Origin of the sequence: Streptomyces phaeochromogenes (assembly GCF_001418655.1) — a bacterium.
GTDB classification, from domain to species: domain Bacteria; phylum Actinomycetota; class Actinomycetes; order Streptomycetales; family Streptomycetaceae; genus Streptomyces; species Streptomyces phaeochromogenes.
This window is the reverse complement of sequence record NZ_LIQZ01000080.1, coordinates 1-21904: the sequence shown is the minus strand read 5'-3', so window position 1 is coordinate 21904 and position 21904 is coordinate 1. Positions and strand designations below refer to the sequence as shown.

Sequence of the window (21904 nt, the reverse complement as noted above, 5' to 3'; positions counted from 1 at the left end):
GCCCCTGCCCCTGCTGAGATTCGCCCCCGGGAGCCGCGGCTCCCAGATACCCGCAGGCTGCGGCCCTGTGCAGGGCCTCTTCCTTGGCGCCCGGCGCGTCCAGCGGGCCGTCCACGAGCCCGGCGAACCCGATCGCGATCCGCTCACCCCCGACCGGTACGAGCCCGACCTCGACGCGCTCGCCCGGCCCGAACCGCACCGACGACCCCGCGGGCACGGCGAGCCGCATCCCGTAGGCGTCCGCGCGCGGGAAGTCGAGCCGCGGGTTGGCCTCGAAGAAGTGGAAGTGGGAGGTGACGGAGACGGGCACGGTGGCGGTGTTGGTGACCGCGAGCCGCACGACCGCCTCGGGCTCGGCGTGCACGGGCCCCGGCAGCAGCGCCCCGGGGGCCCGCTCCCCCAGCCCGCCGCCGATGGGGTCGGCCACGACCGCGAGCCGCGAGCCGTCGTCGAAGACGGCCTCGACATGCACCTCGGTCACGACGTCGGCGACACCCGGCAGCACGTCGTCCGGGCCGAGCACTGCCCGGGCCGCCTCGATGGCCTCGGCGAGCCGTCGCCCGTCGCGCGCGGCCTCGCAGACGGTGTCCGCGATGAGCGCGGTCGCCTCCGGCACGTTGAGCCTGAGACCGCGCGCCCGGCGGGCACGGGCCAGCTCGGCGGCCCCGAACAGGAGCAGCCGGTCACGTTCCGTGGGGGTCAGTCTCACGCCACGACACCTCCTTGCGTCCAGAAGTTTGGAGCATCACTCTAACCATGCCACCCATGGAAAGAAACCATTGACGGACGAATCCGAACCCGGCACATTGAACGTCGCTCTAAAGTGCGGGCCGCAAGGGGCCGATCGAAGGGACCTGCCATGCCGGTGGAACAACACGGAGTCGACACCATCCCGGAGGAGGAGCGCACGAGCGGCCCTCGGGACCTGGTCTCGATCCTGCTCGGCTCGAACCTCTGCCTCGGCGTGATCATCTTCGGCTGGCTGCCGCCGTCGTTCGGCCTCGACTGGTGGTCGTCCGTCACGTCGGTGGTCGTGGGCACGCTGGCCGGCACCGCCCTCACGGCTCCGCTCGCGCTGGTCTCCCTGCGCACGGCGACGAACCTCTCGACGTCGTCCGGCGCCCAGTTCGGCGTCCGCGGCCGGCTCGTCGGCTCGGTCGTCGGGCTCCTGCTCGCCCTCGGCTACACGGCCCTGACCGTGTGGATCGGCGGCGACGTGATGGTCGGCGTACTGCACCGCCTGTTCGGACTGCCCGCCTCGGACCTCTCGTACGGGCTGGTCTACGCCCTGCTCTCGGCGGCCACCGTGGCGGGCGCGGTGTACGGCTACCGCGTGCTGCTCCGTATGTCCCGGATCCTGGCCGTGGGCATGACGGCCCTGCTGGTCCTCGGGGTGTTCGCGTACGCACCGCACTTCACGACGTCCGCGCTGCCGGAGGCGGGCGGCTATCTGCTCGGCGGCTTCTGGCCGACCTGGCTGCTGGCGGCGGTGGCCGCGGGTCTCTCGGGCCCGGTCGCGTTCATCACGCTGCTCGGCGACTACACGCGCTACATCTCACCCGCCCGGCACTCCTCCCGTACGGTCCTGCGCGCGACCTGGCTCGGCCTGACCGCCGGGCTCCTGGTCCCCCAGCTCTTCGGCACCTTCACGGCGTACGCGGCCGGCGCGGCCCTCGACTACGCGGGCCCGCTGGTCTCCGCCGCCCCCGGCTGGTACCTCGTCCCGCTCCTGCTCGCCGCCTCCGCCGGATCGGTCGGCAACGCGGGTCTGATGCTCTACTCCATGGGCCTCGACCTCGACGCGATCCTCCCGCGCGCCTCCCGCACCCGGGCCACGTACACGGTCGCCGTCGTCGCCACGGCCTGCGTCTTCGTCGGCCACTACGCGTCGAGCGCCCAGGACGCGATGACGTCCTTCGTGCTCCTGCTGACGGCGGTCGGCACACCATGGGCGGTCATCACACTCATCGGCTTCGTACGCTGCCGCGGGGTGTACGACCCCGACGCCCTCCAGGTCTTCAACCGCCGCTCCCGGGGCGGGATCTACTGGTACTCGGCCGGCTGGAACATCCCGGCCACGGTGTCGTGGACCCTGGGCGCCGCCACCGGCCTGCTCGCCGTGTCCCTCCCGTCGTACGAGGGCCCGCTGCTGACACTGACCGGCGGGGTGGACTGCAGTTTCCTGTTGTCGGGCCTGGTCGGAGGCACCGCGTATCTGACCCTGACGGCACGGTCGCCTCAGGCTCCGGTGCCTTCGGAGGCGTCGGGGACGGAGACCCGGCGGGCCTCGGTCTCCCAGTAGCGCGAAAGGCCCGCCCCCGACACAGGGGGCGGGCCTCATGCAACGTGACTACCGAGCCGGAGCCTCAGCCCAGGTTGTGCATCCAGCCGTGCTGGTCCTTCGTCACGCCCCGCTGGATGTCGAGGAGGGCCTGGCGGAGCTTGAGGGTGACCTCGCCGGGCTCGCCGCCGGACTGCTGCCACTCGGCGCTGGAGCGCTTGACCGTGCCGACGGGGGTGATGACGGCCGCCGTGCCGCAGGCGAAGACCTCGGTCAGGGTGCCGTTCTCGGCGTCGCGCTGCCACTGGTCGATGGAGACGCGGGCCTCCTCGGACTCGTAACCGAGGTCACGGGCGACCGAGAGGAGCGAGTCGCGGGTGACGCCCTCCAGGATGGAGCCCGTCAGCGTGGGCGTGACGATCTTGTCCCCGTACACGAAGTACAGGTTCATGCCGCCCAGTTCCTCGACCCACTTGTGCTCGACGGCGTCGAGGTAGCAGACCTGGTCGCAGCCCTTCGAGGCGGCCTCGGCCTGGGCGAGCAGGGACGCGGCGTAGTTGCCGCCGGTCTTGGCGTCGCCCATGCCGCCGGGGACGGCGCGCACGCGGTCCTCGGAGAGCCAGATCGAGACGGGCTTCACGCCGCCCGGGAAGTACGCGCCGGCCGGGGACGCGATGACCAGGAAGAGGTACTCGTTGGCGGGCTTCACGCCCAGGCCGACCTCACTCGCAATCATGAACGGGCGCAGGTAGAGCGACTCCTCGCCGCCGTGTGCGGGCACCCATGCCTTGTCCTGCTGGACCAGCGCGTCGCACGCCTCGATGAACGTCTCGACGGGCAGCTCGGGCATCGCCAGGCGACGGGCGGAGGCCTGGAAGCGCAGGGCGTTCCGGTCCGGGCGGAAGGTGGCGACGGAGCCGTCGGGCTGCCGGTAGGCCTTCAGACCCTCGAAGATCTCCTGCGCGTAGTGCAGGACGTTGGTCGCCGGGTCCAGGGAGAGCGGTCCGTACGGCGTGAGCTGGCCGTCGTGCCAGCCGCGGCCCTCGGTCCACTTGATCGTCACCATGTGGTCGGTGAAGTGGCGGCCGAACCCGGGGCTGGCGAGGATGGCCTCGCGTTCCGCGCCGGAGAGTGGCGAGGCCGAGGGCTTGAGCTCGATCGTGGGCGTCGTCATGAGTGGTTGTCCTTCACCGGTTTCGTGTGTGACGGGCCGCGCTCACGCCTGTACCTGCCAGTGGCCGGTGTTAGGACGTCCGAGCATTCCCTCATTCCGCGGCTCCGCGTTCGATTATCGCGCGTGCGGGGCCATGGACGAAAAGGGCGTGAATGCGACCCAGAGGATGATGGTGACACCCGGCGGGGACATAGAAAAGCCGCCGGGTGCTTGAGAGACCCGGCGGCTTCGAGAGTTTCGAGTGGCTCGGCGGGGTCAGCCGGCTACTCGTACGGCGAGCGCGTCGCCGATTTCCTCGGTGCTGCGGGCGGGCTTGCCGACGCGCTCCGCGAGGTCGGCGGAGACGGCGTCCTCGATGCGCACGGCCTCGGACTCGTGGCCGAGGTGGCGCAGCAGGAGGGCGACGGACAGGACGGTGGCGCTGGGGTCGGCCTTGCCCTGACCTGCGATGTCCGGGGCCGAGCCGTGAACGGGCTCGAACATGGACGGGAACTCGCCGCTCGGGTTGATGTTGCCGGAGGCGGCGACGCCGATGCCGCCGGAGACGGCCGCGGCGAGGTCGGTGATGATGTCGCCGAAGAGGTTGTCGGTGACGATCACGTCGAAGCGGGCGGGGTCCGTGACGAGGTAGATCGTCGCGGCGTCCACGTGGATGTAGTCCGTGGTGACCTCGGGGAACTCCTCGGCCACCTTGTTGAAGACGTTCGTCCACAGGTGACCCGCGAAGGTCAGCACGTTGTTCTTGTGGACCAGCGTGAGCTTCTTGCGCGGGCGGGCCTGGGCGCGGGCGAAGGCGTCACGGACGACGCGCTCCACACCGAAGGCCGTGTTCACGGAGACCTCGGTGGCGACCTCGTGCTCGGTGCCCTTGCGGATGGTGCCGCCGTTGCCCGTGTACGGGCCCTCGGTACCCTCGCGGACCACGACGAAGTCGATCTCCGGCTGGCCGGCGAGCGGGGTGGCGACACCCGGAAGGAGCTTCGACGGACGCAGGTTGACGTGGTGGTCGAAGGCGAAGCGGAGCTTGAGCAGGAAACCGCGCTCCAGCACACCGGACGGCACGCTCGGGTCACCGATCGCGCCGAGCAGGATGGCGTCGTGCTTCTTCAGGGCGTCCAGGTCGGCCTCGGTGAGGGTCTCACCGGTCGCGTGGTAACGCTTGGCGCCGAAGTCGAACTCCTTGGTCTCCAGCTTCACATCCTGCGGGAGGACGGCCGAGAGGACCTTCAGGCCTTGGGCCACGACTTCCTGGCCGATGCCGTCACCGGGGATCACTGCGAGATTGAGGCTGCGAGACATGTCGGCACCCTACTCCTCGTCCCACGGGATGACATGGGGAGTCCGCGATACGGACACCACCGGGCGGCCACCGGATGGCCGCGCATCAATCTGTCGGCTCCCGTTCACCCGTACGTATGGCGGTTGTTGGGACACGCTGGGAAGTTCAGAATCATGGACACTCCCGACGTCGGCATCCCGCCGCAGCTCGCACGCCGGATGAGCATGGCGGAGCAGTACGAGTACCTGCGGACGAAGTACTCGCGGCGCCGCGCCCTGGTGACCGCGGGCGCGGTGGCAAGTGGACTGCTGACCGGCTGCTCCGGCTCGGGCTCCGGTACGGACACGGCGAGCCGGACGGCCTCGCCCCTGTCCGCCACGTCCACGCCCACCGGCACCGGCCGGGTGAACGGCTCGGTCGTCACCCCCTTCGGCCGCCACCTCGCCTTCGGCGCGGACCCGAAGACCCAGATGCGGATCTCGTGGCAGGTACCGCTCCCGGTGAAGAAGCCGTACGTGCGCGTGGGGCTGAAGCCGTGGGAGCTGAGCCGGAAGATCGAGGCCGAGGTCCGCGACCTGCACACCCCCGAGGTGGAGGGGCAGCGGCTCGCCGTGGAGCAGTACTACCTGCACGCGGCGCTCGACGGCCTGCGCCCCGGCACGACGTACTACTACGGCGTCGGCCACGAGGGCTTCGACCCGGCGTCCAAGGAGCGGCACTCCACGGTCGGCTCGTTCACCACGGCGCCCGCCCGCCCCGAGACGTTCGTCTTCACCGCGTTCGGCGACCAGGGCGTCACCCCCGACGCGCTCGCCAACGACCGGCTGATCCTCGGCCGGCAGCCGTCCTTCCATCTGCACGCGGGGGACATCTGCTACGCCGACGACACGGGACACGGCGAGAAGTCGGACTACTACGCCCCCACCACCTGGGACCTGTTCCTCAAGCAGACCGAGCCGGTGGCCAAGTCGGTCCCGTGGATGGTGACGACCGGCAACCACGACATGGAGGCGTGGTACTCGCCGAACGGGTACGGCGGGCAGTCCGCGCGCTGGGCCCTCCCGGACAACGGCTTCGACGCGAAGAACTCCCCGGGCGTCTATTCATTCACGTACGGCAATGTCGGGGTGGTGGCGCTGGACGCGAACGACGTGTCGTACGAGATCCCCGCCAACAAGGGCTACTCGGACGGCAGGCAGACCGCCTGGCTCGACAGGCGGCTCGGTGAACTGCGGGGGCAGGTCGACTTCATCGTGGTCTTCTTCCACCACTGCACGTACTCGACGTCGACCCACGCCTCGGACGGCGGCGTGCGCGACGCCTGGCTGCCGCTGTTCACCAAGCACCAGGTGGACCTGGTGATCAACGGGCACAACCACGTCTACGAGCGGACCGACGCCATCAAGGGCGGCAAGGTGGGCAGGCGGGTGCCCGTCGGCGCGTCGACCGATCCGACCAAGGACGGGATCGTGTACGTCACGGCGGGCGGGGCCGGCAAGAGCCTCTACCACTTCCCCGCAGGGGTGAAAGACAGCTACGAGGGGAAGATCGCCGACCGCGAGTCCGTGAAGACGTACCACTGGACGAAGTCGCGGGACCAGAACCCCGACACCGTGGAGTGGTCGAGGGTGCGGTACACCGGCTACTCCTTCCTCTCCGTGGAGGCGGAGGCGGGAGCGGCCCCGAAGCTCAAGGTGTCGGCGCTGGCGCAGAGCGGCGAACGCATCGACTACTTCGAGGTGCGGCGCGGGGCGTGAGGCCCCGCGCCGCACCTCGTGCGGGCGCGGCTCCCGGCTTGTTGTGAAGAAGGCTGGACCGGGCTCAGTGCCCGGTCGAGCCGCCGTTGTCCCTGCGGTCGAGGGCGCGCTGGAGCGCGGCGGCGGCGTTCTTGCGGTCGGACTCGCTCGAACGGGAGACGTGACGGACTCGGCGGGCGGTCGTCTCGGCCATGATGAATCGACTCCTTGCCTCCGGCAGCGGCCCCGCCGGAAGTGCGATGAGGGATTACGAGACGCCGGGTGGGGCGGGGAGCGGTGCCGCAGGGGTTGCCTGCCAGGGCTCCGGCTCACGACCGCCATTCGCTTGGTCTAGCGAGACGTTCGGCTCCTACAAAGCTAGGCGAGGACCGCGCATCTGTCTCCACAGTTAGTCGGACTTCCTACTATCTGAGACGGCGGATTGGGTCACACCGCGTTGACCTGCGGTTTCTATATTTCCCTCTCGGGAGGGCATCCCTGGAGGGCACCCCTGGAGGCATCCCTAGAGGACATCGCCGTCGCGCCAGTCGAAGGTCAGGCCGTGGGACGGGTCGAGGGGGCCGGCGGAGGCGGGGCGGACGAAGGTGGTGCCCTCCTCGTCGGGGAGGCGCACGATGCCGTCCGGGCCGAGGGCGGAGATCCGGCCCGGCCAGACCTGCCAGCCGCGGGCGGTGTAGAGGGCGGCGCCCGCGTCGCTCGCGGAGAGCGCGCCGAGGGCGTACGAGCGGTCGACGACCTCTTCCAGCGTGGCCATGATCTGCCCGCCGAGGCCGGTCCGGCGTACGTCCGCGCGGACGGCGACCGCCTCGACGTACCCCGTGCGCAGGGAGCGGCCCCGGTGCAGGACCCTGCGCATGACCACCGAGCCGTGGGCGGCGAGTCCGGTCCCGTCGTGCACGAGGGCGTGCATCCCGCCCAGCCCGTGGTCCCAGTCCTCGTCGGAGAAGTCCCCCTCGAACGCGCCGTCCAGGAACGTGCGGACGGCGCGGAGTTCGGCGGGGGTGAGGTCCGCCGTGTGGGCGGTGCGCAGTCGGTTGGCCATCGCCCCAGTATCGGATGGCCATCGCCTCGGCATTCGTCCTGATTCCGATGTTCGTCCTGATTCCGCGGGCTGCGGAAGGCGGGCCGCGGGAGCACGATGAGGTCCTGGGCGACCTGGGCACCCTGCGCCGGGAGGCCTGTTGGTGTCCCGCCCCCCGGGAGGCGGGACACACCAAGGGCAAAATCGTCCCCAGTCTCGCGGGGTGATCCTCGCACCGCCCCGAGTGATCATCTCTTACTGAATGACGCATCAGCAATCCGATGTCTGATGCTGTCAGATTCCTTGACATGCCTCAAAGCCCCCTCCACTCTCACATTTATCGACCAGTCATCGGATGACTGCGACAGGAGGGGTTCCACATGGCGGTCCAACCCCGGGCCCGCACCATCGTGTTGACGCTCTGTTCCGCACTCCTCGCCACCACCGCGGCGACGCTTCCGGCCCGTGCCGAGGCGCCCGCCCGCCCCGCGTCCTGGGAGGTGCGCGGTCCGCACGGTTCCCCCACGGCCGTGGTCTCCCTCGACCCGGCCGACGGCAGTCCGACCCTGGCGGTCAGACGCGCCGGCCGTACGGTCCTCGAACCGTCCCCCGTCGGCCTCGTCACCGAACAGGCCGACTTCTCCCGGGACTTGACCCTCACCGGACGCTCCGACCGCACGATCTCGGAGCGCTACACGGTCCCAACAGGCAAGGCGCACAAGCGGGTTGTCCGTATGACCGAGTCCCGCTTCCGCTTCCGGACGGCGGACGGCGCGCGGATCGACCTGCTGACCCGCGTCGCCCCGGACGGCGTCGCGTATCGCTACGTCCTGCCGGACGATCACGGCGATGTCGTACGCGAGGCCTCCGCGTTCACCTTCCCCGCCACCGCCGAGCCCGTCATCAGCGCCTACCGCCGGGACAACGAACTCCCCTTCGTCCGCTACCAGTCGGTGGCCGCGGTACCGGCGGGCACGTACTCGATGCAGGCCCTCTTCAAGACGGACGGCGGCTACGCGCTGGTCGCCGAGTCGGACCTGACCGGCAGCTACGCCGGATCCCACCTCACGCACGCCGCCGGTTCGTCCACGTTCGGCGTGAGTCCGTGGAACGACGAGCCGGTCCAGGTGTCCGGCAGGCTCACCACGCCCTGGCGCGCGGTGGTCACCGGCGATCTGCCGACGGTCACGGAGTCGACGTTCACCGACGACCTCGCCCCCAGGTCCCGTGTCCGCGACACCTCCTGGATCAAGCCGGGCCCGGCCCTGTGGACCTGGCTCGCCGGCGGCAAGGAGGCCGGGCAGAGCCTCGCGGCGCAGAAGAAGTACGTCGACTACGCGGCCGAGCGCGACTGGCCGTACGAGGTCGTCGACGCCGGCTGGTACTACAAGCCCGGCGAGTGGGACGTCATCGACCCCGACTGGCAGACGAACAACTGGATGCCCGAGCTGGTGCGTTACGGCAAGGAACGCGGCGTCGGGATACAGGTCTGGCTCCACTACTCGCTCCTCGTCGACCCCGTCGAACGGGAGAAGTGGCTGTCCACACTGGAGCGTTGGGGCGTCAAGGGCGTGAAGATCGACTTCATGGACTCGGAGTCCCAGGAGCGGATGGCCTGGTACGACGAGATCCTGCCGGCCACCGCGAAGCACCACCTGATGGTCAACTTCCACGGCTCCACGATCCCCAAGGGCATCCAGCGCACCTGGCCGCACGTCATGACCCTGGAGGGCGTCGGCGGCGAGGAGAAGCGCAACAACACGCCCGAGCAGCTGGCCGCGCTCCCCTACACCCGCAACGTCATCGGCTCCATGGACTTCACCCCGGGCGCCTTCCACCGCCCCTTCCGCCCCAACGTCGGCTCGGACGCGGGTGAGTTGGGCCTGACCGTCCTCTACGAGTCCGGCATCCAGAACCTCGCCGGCACCCCGGAGTCGTACGAGGCCCGCCCTGAGGCCCGCCGCTACCTGGAGCAACTGCCCACCGGCTGGGAGGAGACCAGACTCCTTACCGGCGACCCCGGCCGCTCCGCGGTCATGGCCCGCCGTGCGCCCGACGGCCGCTGGTTCATCGGCGGCACGTTCGCGGGAGCGGCCCGGAGCGTGGACGTACCCATGCGTCTGGGCACGGGCAAATGGCTCGTCGAGACCGTGACCGACGGCCCCTCGGGCCTGGTCCGCGAGCCACACGTCGTCCGCGGCGGCACCACGCTCACCGTCCCCGTCGTGACGGACGGCGGCTTCGCCGCACTGGCCTGCCGCTGGCACCCGGGCCGGACGAGCTGCGACCGCTGACCGTACGTCGGCACGACGCACGCCGCCCCCGGCCCGGAGGGGATGCTTCCGGGGCGGGGGCGGTTCAGCGGGGCGCCGACCCGTGTGCGGGGGCGCCCCGGTCCGGGTGCGGGCCGGTCTCAGCCCATGTGCGGGTACGGGTAGTCGGTCGGCGGGACCAGGGTTTCCTTGATGGCGCGGGTCAGGGTCCACCGCATCAGGTTCTGCGGGGCGCCCGCCTTGTCGTTGGTGCCGGACGCGCGACCGCCGCCGAAGGGCTGCTGGCCGACGACGGCGCCGGTCGACTTGTCGTTGATGTAGAAGTTGCCCGCGGCGTAGCGGAGCTTCTCCATCGTGTACGCGGCGGCGGCGCGGTCGCCCGCGATGACCGAGCCGGTGAGCGCGTAGTCCGACACCGACTCCATCTGGGCCAGCATCTCGTCGTACCCGTCGGCCGTGCTGTCGTCGTACACGTACACGGCGAGGAACGGGCCGAAGTACTCCGTCGTGAAGACCTCGTTCGCCGGGTCCGTGCACTCGACGACGGTCGGGCGGACGAAGTAGCCGACCGAGTCGTCGTAGGTGCCGCCCGCGACGACCGTGCAGGACGGGTCGGCGTGCGCCCGGTCGATCGCCGCCTTGTTCTTGGCGAAGGAGCGCTCGTCGATGACGGCGCCGATGAAGTTCGACAGGTCGGTGACGTCACCCATGGTGATGCCGTCGATCTCGGCCGCGAACTCCTCCTTGAAGCCGGAGTTCCAGATGGAGGCCGGGACATACGCGCGCGAGGAGGCGCTGCACTTCTGGCCCTGGTACTCGAAGGAGCCGCGGGTGAGGGCCGTCTTCAGGACCGCCGGGTCGGCGCTCGGGTGCGCGACGACGAAGTCCTTGCCGCCGGTCTCGCCGACCATGCGGGGGTAGGTGCGGTACTTCTCGATGTTGTTGCCGACCGTCTTCCACAGGTACTGGAAGGTCTTGGTCGAGCCGGTGAAGTGGATACCGGCGAGGTCGCGGTGCTCCAGGGCGACCTCGGAGACCTCGATGCCGTCACCGGTGACGAGGTTGATGACGCCCTTGGGCAGACCCGCCTCCTCCAGCAGCTGCATGAGGAGAACGGCCGCGTGGGTCTGCGTCGGCGACGGCTTCCACACGACCACGTTGCCCATCAGCGCGGGCGCGGTCGGCAGGTTGCCCGCGATCGCCGTGAAGTTGAAGGGCGTGATCGCGTAGACGAAGCCTTCGAGCGGGCGGTGGTCGAGGCGGTTCCAGACGCCGGGCGAGTTGGCAGGCGGCTGCTCGGCGAGCAGGTCACGGGCGTACTTGACGTTGAAGCGCCAGAAGTCGACCAGCTCGCAGGGACAGTCGATCTCGGCCTGCTGGGCGGTCTTCGACTGGCCGAGCATCGTCGAGGCGGCGAGCGTCTCGCGCCACGGGCCCGCCAGCAGCTCGGCGGCGCGCAGGATGATCGCGGCGCGGTCGTCGAAGGACATCGCGCGCCAGGCGGGCGCGGCGGCGAGGGCCGCGTCGATCGCGTCCTGGGCGTCGGCCTGGGTGGCGTTCGCGTACGTGCCGAGGCGGGCCTTGTGGTTGTGCGGCTGCACGACGTCGAAGCGGTCGCCGCCGCCCATCCGCTTCTCGCCGCCGATGGTCATCGGCAGGTCGACCGGGTTCTCGGCGAGCTCCTTGAGCCTGGACTCCAGCCGGGCGCGCTCGGGAGAGCCGGGGGCATAGCCGTGCACCGGCTCGTTGACGGGGGTGGGGACCTGGGTGACGGCGTCCATGGTGTCCGTAACTCCTTAGTGAGCGGTGTTTTCGGGGCTCAAGCCCTGGCTCTCGGTTCTTGTTTCTCAGCTCTTGGTGAGGATCGAGCGGCCGAAGAAGAGGAGGTTGGCGGGCTTCTCGGCGAGGCGCCGCATGAAGTAGCCGTACCAGTCGGTGCCGTACGCGGTGTAGACGCGCATGCGGTGGCCTTCGGCGGCGAGCCGCAGGTGCTCGTCGCTCCTGATCCCGTACAGCATCTGGAACTCGTACTCGTCGGGCTTGCGGCCGGCGCGCCGGGCCAGCTCCTGGGCGATGGAGATCAGGCGCGGGTCGTGGGACCCGATCATCGGGTACCCCTCGCCCTCCATCAGGATGCGCAGGATGCGGACGTACGCCTTGTCGATCTCGGCCTTCTGCTGGTACGCGACCTCGGCGGGCTCCTTGTAGGCGCCCTTCACGAGCCGTACGCGGCTGCCGGCCTCGGCGAGGCGGCGGGCGTCGGCCTCGGTGCGGAAGAGGTAGGCCTGGATGACGCAGCCGGTCTCCGGGAAGTCCTTCCGCAGCTCCTCGTGGATGGCGAACATCGAGTCGAGGGTGGTGTGGTCCTCGGCGTCGAGCGTGACGGTCGTACCGATGGCGGCGGCGGCCTCGACGACGGGCCGGACGTTGGCGAGAGCCAGCTCGTGGCCGCCCTCCAGGGCCTGCCCGAAGAGGGACAGCTTCACCGACATCTCGGCGCGCTCCCCGAGCTCCAGCCGCTTGAGGCGGTCGATCAGCTCCAGGTACGCGTCACGGGCGAGTGTGGCCTGCTCCGGCGTGGTGATGTCCTCGCCGACCACGTCCATGGTGACCTCCAGGCCCTTGGCCGTGAGGTCCTGGATGATCGGTACGACCTGGTCGACGGACTCGCCGGGGATGAAGCGGTCGACGACCGGCTTGGTCACCGGGGCCGCCGAGATCAGACGACGCATCCGGTCGCTGCGCGAGGCGGCGAGAATCACGGGACCCAGCACGGGGCACCTCCACAACAAGGCCGGCGGAAGGCCGTACCCACCGTTGTACGGCGTCCCGGTACGGCACGAAGAACCACCGTGAAACCTAAGGATCCCTCCGATCGTCGGCCATCGACAGCTGTCACGCATCCGTGCCCCGGATCTCAGACAGATGTATGAAGGCGCGGGGAAATGATGGAGAATGCCCGGGTGACATCGGATCCCAAGGGCGAATACCAGGAGCTGGTGGACGAGATCTCGGAGCTCCTCGGCGCCCCCGCGACACTGGAGAACCGCGACTTCGAGCTGATCGCCTTCGGCGCGTACGACAGCGAGGGCGAGCTGGACGCCTCCGCGCTGGACCCCGTACGCGCCCGCTCGATCCTGACGCGCCGCTCGACCTCGGCGGTCCGCACCTGGTTCGAGGGCTTCGGCATCGCCCGCGCCACGGCGCCGGTCCGTATTCCGCCCACCCCCGAGGCGGGCGTCCACCGGGGCCGCGTCTGCCTCCCCGTACGCCATCGGGGTGTGGTCCTCGGGTACGTGTGGCTGCTGTCGGACGATCCGGGGCCCACCGACCAGCAGCTCTCCGCGGCGATGGAGGTCACCCCGCGCATCGGCGCCCTCCTGGCGGACGAGGCCCAGGCGGGCGCGGACCTCAGCCGTGAGCTGCGCGCCGTCCTCACCGCCGAGAGCGGCTGGCAGCGCGACATGGCACTGGCGGAACTCCACACGGAGCTGGGCGCCCGCGGCGAGGGCCTCCACACGATGGTCTGCGTGGCCCCTTGGCCCTCGTCCCACCCCGACGACGCGCCGTCGGTCCGCACCATCCCGTCCGCCACCGCCGTCTGCGCCCTCCCCTGGGGCCCCACCGCCCAGAGCCTTGCCCTCCTGGTCCGCCTGCGCTCACCGGAGGTCCTCACCCCGGCGACAACGGCGGCGGCCCGCCTGCTGGAGAGGGCGGAGGGGGTACGGGGATCAGCGCGCCCACAGTCCTCCACGGCGGAGCCCGGCCATCCTGGGGCTCACCGGCAAGCCGGGGGCGCCCAGGGCCGGGGCCCGACCCAGCCGCCGGACCAGAGCCAGGGCCGGGACACCGGGTCGGAGCAACGGCCTGGCCGGGCGGGCGAGGCGGAGGCCGCGCGGCCGGCCGAAGGGACAAGGGGAGCCGGACGGGCGGCCGAGGGGGCAGGCGCAGCCGGGCGGACGGCCGGACAGGCCCCGGAACCGCACGGCCCCCGCCCCGGCCGGGTCGTGGCAGGGATCGCCGTCCCCCACTCCGGTCTCGCCGACCTGGCCACCGCCTGGCAGGAGGCGTCGGCCGCCGCCCGCGCGGCGCTGGCCGAACCGCGGCTGGGCCCCGTCGCGCACTGGTCGTCCATCGGCCCGTACCGTCTCCTCACCGCGCTGCCGCCGACCGCCTCCCACGACCCCGCCGTACGTCCGCTCCTGGCCCCCTCCCACCGCGAACTCGCCCACACCGCCGAGGTGTTCCTCGACTGCGCGGGCCAGGCCGGCCGCACCGCCGCCGAACTGGGCATCCACCGCCAGACCCTCTACTACCGCCTCTCCCGCGTCGAACAACTCACAGGCCTCGACCTGGACGACGGCGAGGACCGCCTGCTCCTGCACATGGGGCTGAAGGCTCAGCGGCTCTAGGCGCAGCGCCTCGGTCACATGTACGACTGGAAATCGAGCCGCACGTTCTCGAAGTTTCGTTCCGCCAGATCCTGGGGGCGGATCAGCCAGGACGCGGCGCAACTGAGGGGCGTGTCCACGAACGTGAAATCCGCGCGCGCCAGCATGATGAACGCTTCGTCATCGGTGACGGGCCAGGGCGCCGGGTCGTGATGTATCACGGACGCGTATCCGCCGAGGGTGAGTTCGCCGGTCGTGGTCTCTTCCCAGTAGTCCAGCAGGTACGGGTGGATGAGCCGCACGGTTTCCTGGTCGGCGATCTCGTGGTTGGTGTCCGGCATGAACCGGTCGAGCCGGCCTCGTAGGGGAAACGACTCGAACGTGTAGGGCGCGTCGTCTTCGGACGGGGCCCGTTCCGTCGTCGCCGTTCCGGCCGGGACGTACACCACCCGGCCTTCCTGCGTGGGCCCGGGGACGTGGCTCGGCTCGCTGTTGTTGGCGAAGAACAGTAAGTGCCCGTCCTCCGGCAGCTGAATGTCCAGTTCGCCGACCGGAACGGCGGCACAGTCGACCGATGCGACGAATGCCGGGAAGCCGGTCCATTCGACGTCCGGGGGAAGCTGGGGACGGCCCCCGTACTGTCCGACGACCGGAGCGTCGGAGCCCTCCGTCGACCGCAACTCCAGACGCGGGCGGGCAAGCCGCAGTGCCCTGTCGAGGAGATCCTCGGGCACGCCCCGCTTGCGAGCCGCCACACGATATTCGTCAAGTGCGTTCATGGCCGACAGTCTGCAACCTCGGTCTGACACACCCCCGTTGTCACCGACTCGATCGCGGAGAACCACCGATCGCGGTGAGGGCGCGATGGAGAGCGGTGCCGCTCGATGCGCGGTCGCGCCAGCGGGCACCGATGTGTCCGTCGGGTCGGACGAGCAGCGCTCCCCGGAGGCTGAGGCCGCAGAGTTCGGCGTGCTCATCGGGGAGGCGCTCGATGTGCAACACCCCTGGTGCGGCGGCTTGTTGCTCCCAGGCGGCGGGGTCGGGGGTGAGCAGGGTGAACCATTCGCCGAAGGCGTCGAGCGTGGAGCGGTCGGGTGTGAGCCAGAGGTGCGGCATGCGATGGCCGGCCTCTGCGGTGGGGACGTAGTCCGTGCCTGTGTCGGACGGTTCGGGGTCTGTGTCGGACGGCTCGGGCGGGGTGCTGCCGTCGGTGAGGACGGCGTCGGAGCGGTAGGCGACGCCGAGCACGAGACCGAGTTGGGCGAAGTACCGGTCGGACCAGGGCAGTTCGACCCGGGCCGGCGCCGATCCGCCGGTCTGCAACTGCTCGTGGCGCAGACTCTGAGCTTCGAACATGAGCTTGCTGTTGGCCACCGCCTGGCGGAGAGTCCGGTGGGCGACGGGTTGCCGCTCCGTCTCGTACGTGTCCAACAGGCTTGGCCCGGCCCACCCCCGGAGAACGCCCGCCAGCTTCCAGCACAGGTTGTGGACATCTGCGATGCCGGTGTTCATGCCCAGGCCGCCGACGATCGGGATCGCGTGCGCGGCATCACCGGCCAGCAGGATCCGGCCGTGCCGGAAACGCTCGGCGACGAACGCGTTCATCACCCAGTGCTGAACCCGCGACACATCGGCTCGTACGCCCGCGTCGGGGCCGAGGGCGCGCGAGACGAGGCCGGACCAGTCGGCACGCTCGGTGTCCTCGGGTGTGGGACCGAGCCAGGCCCAGCCGCCTTCGGGGTAGAGCGGGAGGAAGGATCCGTGCGCGGTGAAGTAGACCCCGGCGGGCTGGTCGGCGCACCAGCCGTCGAGGTCGGCGTCGAACACGACGGTGGTGACGGCCGCCAGAGCTCCGGGGCCGGTGGTGCCGATTCCCAGCCGCTGCCTGACGGTGGAGTTCGCGCCGTCGGCGGCGAGCACATAGCGGGCACGGACGCGAGTCTCCCGACCGCTTCGGCGGTCGAGGAGTACGGCGACGACGCTGTCGGCCTCTTCGGTGAGGTCGACGAGCTCGGCCCCGAACCTCATCTCTGTGTCCGCCGCGGCGAGCAGGGTGGGTTCCAGCCGGTCCTGCGAGCTGACGACGCCGGTCACGGGGCTCGCGGGGATCGGCGCGTTGATCCCGACCATCGCCGCTGTGGCGAAGTCGCGGTCGTGCAGGGTGTCCCGGAAACGGATGCGGCCGTACTCCGGCCCAAAGGCGCCGGCCGTGATCTCGCCGGCGAGCCCGAGCCCACGGTAGATCTCCATCGAGCGCACGTTGACCAGCCGGGACCGCGGAAACGGAGACAGCTCCCCGTGCTTCTCGACCAGCGACACCCGCACACCCCAGCGCTCCAGCAACGCCCGAGCGGTGAGCCCGACCGGCCCGCCACCGACGATCAGTACGTCCACCTCGGCATCCGCCACGGACATGTCGAGCTCCTTCTGCTCACGTTGGACCTTTGGTCTCGTGATCCGTCGGGGCACTCGGTGACCGCGGTTGTGCCGTCCCTGGACGCCGACGAGGCCGATCCTCCCCGCCCGGCACCCGAGCACAACGTCATCACCTCGGCGTACACCCGAACGAGCTCAGGCACGAGTGCGCTCTCCTCGTGCCATCGGGGCAGCAGGCGTGGCACTTCGCGGAAGATGGCATGCCGTGTCAGGTGGACGGCGATGCACACGGCGCCGACCGGCCCGAGCACCTCACCATCGATCCCGCACAGGCCTAGCGGGTACTGGAAGAGATCCAGCCGTCGTTGTCCCTGTAGCGGTCCAGACCTACGGCCTCGAATTCGTCCTCGCCCAGACTCCTCCTCGCACCAAGCCGCCGAAGAGCTTGCGAGATCGGGCTGACCGGGCGGGAAAACCGCTTCTTCGTCGGCACATCCAGCGGCCCCAGCACCAGTGCCCCGTCAGCCCAGACGGCAGCTCGCTGCTCGCCGACGCCACCGAAGTAGTCGGCCTCCACATAGGCGACCGGCCCCGCCGCGGACCACTGAGCGAGAAGCCCCTCGAAGCCTCCCGGCAACCGCCAAAACCCCAGAGCCCCGCCAGAGCTGCCGTCCGTGACGGCGTCGAAGACCTCATCCGTCATCGGCATCAGCAGCAGTCCCTGACGAAGAGCCGCCACCCGGGCGCCAGGAACGTCCTGCGACACGGCACGCAACAACTCGTCCCCTGCGATCACTGCCTGCAGTTGGTAACCCACCCCGGACCCCTCCCCCTCGATCGGAGAACTCGTCTTGTCCGATTCCGTACCGCATCCTCACTGGGCACACACAGCTTGTACTGCACGCCCCAGCCGGGCGACGCGACGGCCATCAGCTGCACTGCCAGGTGAACATCGCCCGGTCGAAACGCCGCTCGACCAGATCCCGCGGCCGTATCAGCCAGTACAGGGCCCCGGAGTCGCCCCACATCATGTCCGCGGCGTCCTCGCTGTCGAACTGGGCCAGGAGCACCCAGCTCCCCGCCTCGTCGGACAGCCTAGGGTCCTCCCAGGTCACCTCTCCTTCGAACACCGCCTCTGCGATCTCGATCTCCACCGGGTTCTGAACCGAGTGCGCATGGCCGCCGACCTGGTGCCCCACCGCCTCGCCGAAGTCCCACAGCGCCTCGATGAACTCGTCGGCGCACACCGGGTGGTCGTACCGCTGCCCGAGCGGTGCCTGGGGCGCGAAGGCGTCACGCATCCGCGGATGCCAGGGCTCGGCAGCCGTCATCTCCACCCCGGCTGTCAGCGGCACCGGCGGATACGGCTTGAGGTCCCCCGGTGTGTCACGTCTCGAAGTCTCCGCACCGGCCGGTACGTAGAGCACGCGGGCGCCCGGCCTGCTCTCCCGGTCCTCGGGCAGGACGAGAGCCTCGCCCTCGTCCAACTGGCCGTCGAAATAGAAGAAGTAGAGCGTCCCATCGCTCGGAAGCTCGATGTCCAGAGCCCCCGCGGGCAGTGCCGTGCAGTCGATCGAAGCGATGAGCGAGAGCGGCCCGTGCCCCTCCCACACGGGCCACTCCTCATCGGTCGGCAGTTTCGGCAGCCCACCGAGGTGCCCGACGGGTCGGTCCGAGTCCGCGGCCACGCCCAGACGCAGACCGGGGCGCAGCAGACCGAGCCACCGCTCGGCGATGTCAGGAGACAGATGCCGAAGAGCGAGGTCCCGCAGGGCATCGGAGGGTCCGTGTGTCATGCCATCGATCATGCCGGGCACCACTGACAAGCGACCCGACGGCCCGACCCAACGGTTCCGAATCGACGTCCCGGATCGACGTCCTCGTGGTGGTCCCTTCCCACGTCAACCCCGTCATCCTTCAACCTCGGCATCCGCCGCTCACGCCGCCCGCGTCATGCTCTACTCCCGGACATGCCCCTCCTGATGATCGATCTCGACAACACTCTGGTCGACCGGGACGCCGCCTTCCGGGAAGCGGCCTCGGTCTTTCTCGACGAGAACTCGCTCCCCGTCGACGACCTCGCGTGGCTGATGTCCGTCGACGCCAGTGGCTATACGCCGAGGCAGGATGTCGCCCGGGCCCTGTCCGAGCGGTACGCGGCGGCCGTCTCCGGGGCCGCCGTCCGGGACTTCCTCGACCGGGGCGCCGCCGATCGTGTCGTACTGGCGGCGGCCACCCGCGACGCGCTCGCCCGGGCCGTCGGCGCCGGATGGGCGTGCGTGATCGTCACCAACGGCCGTGTCGAGCAACAGGAGGCGAAGATCCGGCACACAGGGCTCGACGGGATCGTCCACGGATGGGTGGTCTCCGAGGCGGTCGGGTGCAAGAAGCCCGCGCCGGAGATCTTCCGTGCGGCGGCAGCCGCCGTGGGGGCGTCCCTGCGCGGGGCCTGGGTGATCGGGGACTCGCCGCACGCCGACATCGGCGGCGCGAACGGGCTCGACGACGTCCGAAGCGTGTGGGTGTCGGGCGGCCGGCCATGGACCGACGAGACATGCCGGCCCACGCACATCACCGACGACGCCGCATCCGCCCTCGACCACGTCGTCGGCGGGCGCCATGACAGCGGGGACCATTACTGAAAACGATTATCATCATGCTACGGTCGGCGCACATCTCCATTGACCACCCCTTTACCCGGAGTGCTCCGTGCGCCTGCCCGCCCGCCTTCTCCCCCTCTCCGCGGTCACCGCGGCCTCCACCCTGCTGCTCACCGGGTGCTTCTCGGAATCCGCCTCGGACGACTCCGCGGGCGGCGACGGCAAGCGCGTACGCGTCGCGATGATGAATCCGCCGCGCTCCGGACTGTCGCCGCTGTCCGACGACGCGTTCAAGCTGTCGCGCTGGTCGACCGCCGAGACGCTGGTGACGCTCGACGCGGATGGCGACGCCGAGCCCGCCCTCGCCACCAAGTGGCGGCAGAACGGCTCGACTTGGACGTTCGAGATACGGGACGGCGTCACCTTCCACGACGGTACGAAGCTCACCGCCGAGTCCGTCGTCCGGTCGCTCACGAAGGCCGCGACCGCCTCCCCCAAGCCACGCATCCTCGACGGCGTCGACCTGACGGTGAAGGCCGACGGCGACTCGGTCGCCGTCACCACCGACGCCGAGGACCCGCTGGTCCCACAGCGGCTGAGCTCGCCGCAGCTGTCGATCCTGGCGGCGAAGGCGTACCGCGGGAAGACCGTCAGCGCGGTCGGCGCGGGCACCGGCCCCTTCGAGCTGACGAAGGTGAACGGCACCTCGTCGGCGACCCTCGACCGCTACGACGACTACTGGGGCGGCACGGCCAAGTCCCCCGGAATCGATGTGAAGTTCGTGCCCGACGGCACCGCCCGCGCGGCCACCCTGCGCAGCGGCGAGGCAGACGTCGTCGAGGCGGTTCCCGTGTCGCAGGCCGCGCTGCTCGACAAGGACCTGGTCACCGAGGTGCCGATGCCGCGCACCAACACCCTGTACCTGAACACCGGGAGCGGCCCCTTCAAGGACGCCTCCCTGCGGGCCGCCGCCCGCGAGGCCCTCGACACCGAGTCGATCGTCAAGGGCGTGTACGAGGGCCGCGCCGACGTCGCGAAGGGCCTGCTGGGCCCGGCCCTCCCCTGGGCCGCCGACCTGCGGAAGCCGGCCGAGCGCGCCAAGTCCGCTGCCTCGAACGGCAAGACGATCACGATCGGTACGTTCACCGACCGCGCCGAACTCCCCGAGGTCGCCCAGACGCTGCAACAGCAGCTCCAGCAGGCCGGGTTCAAGGTGAAGCTGGACGTCCGCGAGTACGCGAACATCGAATCCGACGCGCTGGCGGGTGAGTTCGACGCGTTCATCCTGTCCCGGGCGACCGTCCTCGACTCGGGCGACCCGGCCGCGTACCTCTACAGCGACTTCGGTTCGAAGGGTTCCTTCAACATCTCGCAGCTGTCCGACAAGAAGGTCGACGCCGCCCTGGAGAAGGCCGCCGCGACGAAGACCGGTGACGCGCGCCGCCAAGCCGTCGTCGACGCGGAGGCCGCGGTGCTGGCCACCGACGCCGCGATCCCGATGCTGCACGAGCGCGTGATCCAGGGCGACGTGGCCGGAGTCGTGGACGTCGAGCACGACCCGCGCGAGCGGGCCTTGATCACCGCGGACACGTACGTCAAGTGACGTTCATGGCACGCCTGTTCACTCCTGGACGCCGGGCCGCCCTCACCCGGCTCGGCTGTCTCGCCGCGGTTCTCGCCGCCGTCGGACTGCTCCCCTGGCTCTCCGGGCGCGACCCCGCCCTCACCGTCCTGCGCGCCCGCTCGGCCGAACAGGAGGGCACGCCGGAGGCCCTGGCCTCGATCCGCGCCGACCTCGGTCTGGACGCGGGTCCCCTTCCCCTGCTGGGGAGTTGGCTCTCCGGCCTGCCGCGCGGCGACCTCGGCACGTCCTGGGTGTCGGGCACCGACGTCCTGCCGTCGGTCGTCTCCGGACTCCAGGTGTCGCTCGCCCTGATGGGCGCGGCGCTGGGGGTCGCGCTCCTGGTGACCTGCGCGGTGGTCGCTCCCGTGCTCGTACGGGGCCGTGGGTCGGCCGGCGCGTTCGCCGCGATGCTCGCCGCACTGCCCGAATTCCTGCTGGCCACGGTCGCGTTGCTGGTGTGCGGGGTGTGGCTGGGCATCCTGCCGACCTCCGGCTGGCAGGGCCCGCAGTACATGGTGCTGCCCGCCGTCGCACTCGGCGTTCCCGCCGGCGGACTCCTGGGCCGACTGGTCGCGGACGCCCTGCCCCCCGTCCTCGACGAGCGCTGGGTGGAACTGTGGCGCGGCGCCGGGGTCAGCAGGGCACGCGTCTCGGCCGCCGCCCTGCGCCACGTACTCCCGCCGCTGGTACCGCAGTTCGGGATGGTCGCCGTCGGACTGACCGGCGGAGCGGTCGCCGTGGAGACGGTGTTCGCGGTACCGGGCATCGGACGTACGGCGCTGGGGGCGGCCAAGTCTCAGGACCTGCCGCTGCTCCAGGGGTCGGTCCTCGCGCTGCTGGCCCTCGGCCTGGTCACGGGCGCGGCGGCGGCCGTCGTACGGCGCCGACTGCTGGGCCCCGCCCTGCGCGACGCGGGGCTGACGCTGCCCGCGGCCCGCCCGGTCCGAGCGCACCCGGCCGTCCCGCTGACGCTCGGGATCACACTGCTGACCGGCGTCGGCTGGGGCCTGCTCCGCGACCCGTACACGGTGAACACCACCGCCCGCCTCCAGGCGCCCTCCTGGGCGTACCCCCTCGGCACGGACGGACTCGGCCGCGACGTACTGGCGCGGCCGAGTCCGTCCGTGC

18 protein-coding genes are annotated in these 21904 nt (G+C 70.6%); 7 read left to right on the top strand and 11 right to left on the bottom strand.

Annotated elements, in window-relative coordinates; genetic code table 11:
* On the bottom strand, nucleotides 1-709 hold a 709-nt coding region (gene ureA / locus AOK17_RS11710; protein ID WP_055612339.1), incomplete at its 3' end, for an urease subunit gamma.
* Between the two features lie 150 nt (nucleotides 710-859).
* Here ureA and AOK17_RS11705 point away from each other — a divergent pair.
* Nucleotides 860-2302, top strand: a complete 1443-nt coding sequence (locus AOK17_RS11705; RefSeq protein WP_055612338.1) for a cytosine permease — start codon at nucleotides 860-862, stop codon at nucleotides 2300-2302.
* Nucleotides 2303-2366: 64 nt separating this feature from the next.
* Here the strand turns inward: AOK17_RS11705 and AOK17_RS11700 are convergent, their stop codons facing one another.
* Both AOK17_RS11700 and AOK17_RS11695 read right to left on the bottom strand, forming a co-directional pair.
* Nucleotides 2367-3455 carry a branched-chain amino acid aminotransferase gene (locus AOK17_RS11700; protein ID WP_055612337.1) on the bottom strand — a complete coding sequence of 363 codons (1089 nt, stop codon included), beginning with the start codon at nucleotides 3453-3455 and terminating at the stop codon, nucleotides 2367-2369.
* Between the two features lie 255 nt (nucleotides 3456-3710).
* Nucleotides 3711-4754, bottom strand: a complete 1044-nt coding sequence (locus AOK17_RS11695) for a 3-isopropylmalate dehydrogenase (protein ID WP_055612336.1) — start codon at nucleotides 4752-4754, stop codon at nucleotides 3711-3713.
* 153 nt (nucleotides 4755-4907) lie between these two features.
* On the opposite strand from AOK17_RS11695, the gene AOK17_RS11690 reads away from it, so the two are divergent.
* Nucleotides 4908-6491: a purple acid phosphatase family protein gene (locus AOK17_RS11690; protein ID WP_055612335.1), complete on the top strand. Its 1584-nt coding sequence runs from the start codon at nucleotides 4908-4910 to the stop codon at nucleotides 6489-6491.
* Nucleotides 6492-6555: 64 nt separating this feature from the next.
* Here the strand turns inward: AOK17_RS11690 and AOK17_RS53540 are convergent, their stop codons facing one another.
* The gene (locus AOK17_RS53540; protein WP_260695433.1) at nucleotides 6556-6684 is read right to left on the bottom strand and encodes a hypothetical protein; all 129 of its coding nucleotides are present in this window, start codon (nucleotides 6682-6684) and stop codon (nucleotides 6556-6558) included.
* Nucleotides 6685-6993: 309 nt separating this feature from the next.
* Nucleotides 6994-7533 (bottom strand): GNAT family N-acetyltransferase, encoded by a 540-nt coding sequence (locus tag AOK17_RS11685; protein ID WP_055612334.1) that lies wholly within the window; start codon nucleotides 7531-7533, stop codon nucleotides 6994-6996.
* Nucleotides 7534-7892: 359 nt separating this feature from the next.
* Here AOK17_RS11685 and AOK17_RS11675 point away from each other — a divergent pair, with 359 nt between their 5' ends.
* Nucleotides 7893-9806, top strand: coding sequence for a glycoside hydrolase family 97 protein (locus tag AOK17_RS11675; RefSeq protein WP_055612332.1), 1914 nt, complete (start codon nucleotides 7893-7895; stop codon nucleotides 9804-9806).
* A 119-nt stretch (nucleotides 9807-9925) separates the two neighbouring features.
* Here AOK17_RS11675 and pruA read toward each other — a convergent pair whose 3' ends face one another.
* Together pruA and AOK17_RS11665 are read right to left on the bottom strand one after the other, a co-directional pair.
* Nucleotides 9926-11566: an L-glutamate gamma-semialdehyde dehydrogenase gene (gene pruA / locus AOK17_RS11670; RefSeq protein WP_055612331.1), complete on the bottom strand. Its 1641-nt coding sequence runs from the start codon at nucleotides 11564-11566 to the stop codon at nucleotides 9926-9928.
* 66 nt (nucleotides 11567-11632) lie between these two features.
* Nucleotides 11633-12559, bottom strand: coding sequence for a proline dehydrogenase family protein (locus tag AOK17_RS11665; RefSeq protein ID WP_055612330.1), 927 nt, complete (start codon nucleotides 12557-12559; stop codon nucleotides 11633-11635).
* 189 nt (nucleotides 12560-12748) lie between these two features.
* Between AOK17_RS11665 and AOK17_RS11660 the strand changes: the two genes are divergently transcribed.
* Nucleotides 12749-14197: a PucR family transcriptional regulator gene (locus AOK17_RS11660; protein WP_055612340.1), complete on the top strand. Its 1449-nt coding sequence runs from the start codon at nucleotides 12749-12751 to the stop codon at nucleotides 14195-14197.
* 14 nt (nucleotides 14198-14211) lie between these two features.
* Here the strand turns inward: AOK17_RS11660 and AOK17_RS11655 are convergent, their stop codons facing one another.
* From AOK17_RS11655 to AOK17_RS11640, 4 genes are all read right to left on the bottom strand, one after another.
* A complete protein-coding gene (locus AOK17_RS11655; protein ID WP_079052944.1) occupies nucleotides 14212-14955 on the bottom strand; it encodes a DUF1963 domain-containing protein in 744 nt (247 codons plus the stop codon).
* Between the two features lie 40 nt (nucleotides 14956-14995).
* Complete coding sequence (locus AOK17_RS11650; protein WP_055612328.1) at nucleotides 14996-16591, bottom strand: FAD-dependent monooxygenase; 1596 nt, start codon at nucleotides 16589-16591, stop codon at nucleotides 14996-14998.
* Nucleotides 16592-16886: 295 nt separating this feature from the next.
* A complete protein-coding gene (locus tag AOK17_RS11645) occupies nucleotides 16887-17369 on the bottom strand; it encodes a hypothetical protein (protein WP_055612327.1) in 483 nt (160 codons plus the stop codon).
* Between the two features lie 112 nt (nucleotides 17370-17481).
* Nucleotides 17482-18348, bottom strand: a complete 867-nt coding sequence (locus AOK17_RS11640; RefSeq protein ID WP_055612326.1) for a YwqG family protein — start codon at nucleotides 18346-18348, stop codon at nucleotides 17482-17484.
* A 174-nt stretch (nucleotides 18349-18522) separates the two neighbouring features.
* On the opposite strand from AOK17_RS11640, the gene AOK17_RS11635 reads away from it, so the two are divergent.
* The 3 genes from AOK17_RS11635 to AOK17_RS11625 form a co-directional block, all read left to right on the top strand.
* Nucleotides 18523-19194, top strand: a complete 672-nt coding sequence (locus tag AOK17_RS11635; RefSeq protein ID WP_055612325.1) for an HAD family hydrolase — start codon at nucleotides 18523-18525, stop codon at nucleotides 19192-19194.
* A 67-nt stretch (nucleotides 19195-19261) separates the two neighbouring features.
* Entirely contained in the window at nucleotides 19262-20755 is a 1494-nt protein-coding gene (locus AOK17_RS11630) for an ABC transporter substrate-binding protein (protein ID WP_055612324.1), read from the top strand.
* Nucleotides 20756-20760: 5 nt separating this feature from the next.
* Nucleotides 20761-21904: ABC transporter permease (locus AOK17_RS11625; protein WP_157881307.1), on the top strand; the 1144-nt coding region annotated here is incomplete at its 3' end.

Coding starts and splice junctions, on each gene's coding strand:
- pruA (WP_055612331.1), bottom strand. CDS start 11,566: ATGGACGCCGTCACCCAGGTCCCCACCCCCGTCAACGAGCCGGTGCAC.
- AOK17_RS11685 (WP_055612334.1), bottom strand. CDS start 7,533: ATGGCCAACCGACTGCGCACCGCCCACACGGCGGACCTCACCCCCGCC.
- AOK17_RS11650 (WP_055612328.1), bottom strand. CDS start 16,591: ATGTCCGTGGCGGATGCCGAGGTGGACGTACTGATCGTCGGTGGCGGG.
- AOK17_RS11705 (WP_055612338.1), top strand. CDS start 860: ATGCCGGTGGAACAACACGGAGTCGACACCATCCCGGAGGAGGAGCGC.
- AOK17_RS11635 (WP_055612325.1), top strand. CDS start 18,523: ATGCCCCTCCTGATGATCGATCTCGACAACACTCTGGTCGACCGGGAC.
- AOK17_RS11655 (WP_079052944.1), bottom strand. CDS start 14,955: ATGAACGCACTTGACGAATATCGTGTGGCGGCTCGCAAGCGGGGCGTG.
- AOK17_RS11690 (WP_055612335.1), top strand. CDS start 4,908: ATGGACACTCCCGACGTCGGCATCCCGCCGCAGCTCGCACGCCGGATG.
- AOK17_RS11640 (WP_055612326.1), bottom strand. CDS start 18,348: ATGACACACGGACCCTCCGATGCCCTGCGGGACCTCGCTCTTCGGCAT.
- AOK17_RS11700 (WP_055612337.1), bottom strand. CDS start 3,455: ATGACGACGCCCACGATCGAGCTCAAGCCCTCGGCCTCGCCACTCTCC.
- AOK17_RS53540 (WP_260695433.1), bottom strand. CDS start 6,684: ATGGCCGAGACGACCGCCCGCCGAGTCCGTCACGTCTCCCGTTCGAGC.
- AOK17_RS11675 (WP_055612332.1), top strand. CDS start 7,893: ATGGCGGTCCAACCCCGGGCCCGCACCATCGTGTTGACGCTCTGTTCC.
- AOK17_RS11695 (WP_055612336.1), bottom strand. CDS start 4,754: ATGTCTCGCAGCCTCAATCTCGCAGTGATCCCCGGTGACGGCATCGGC.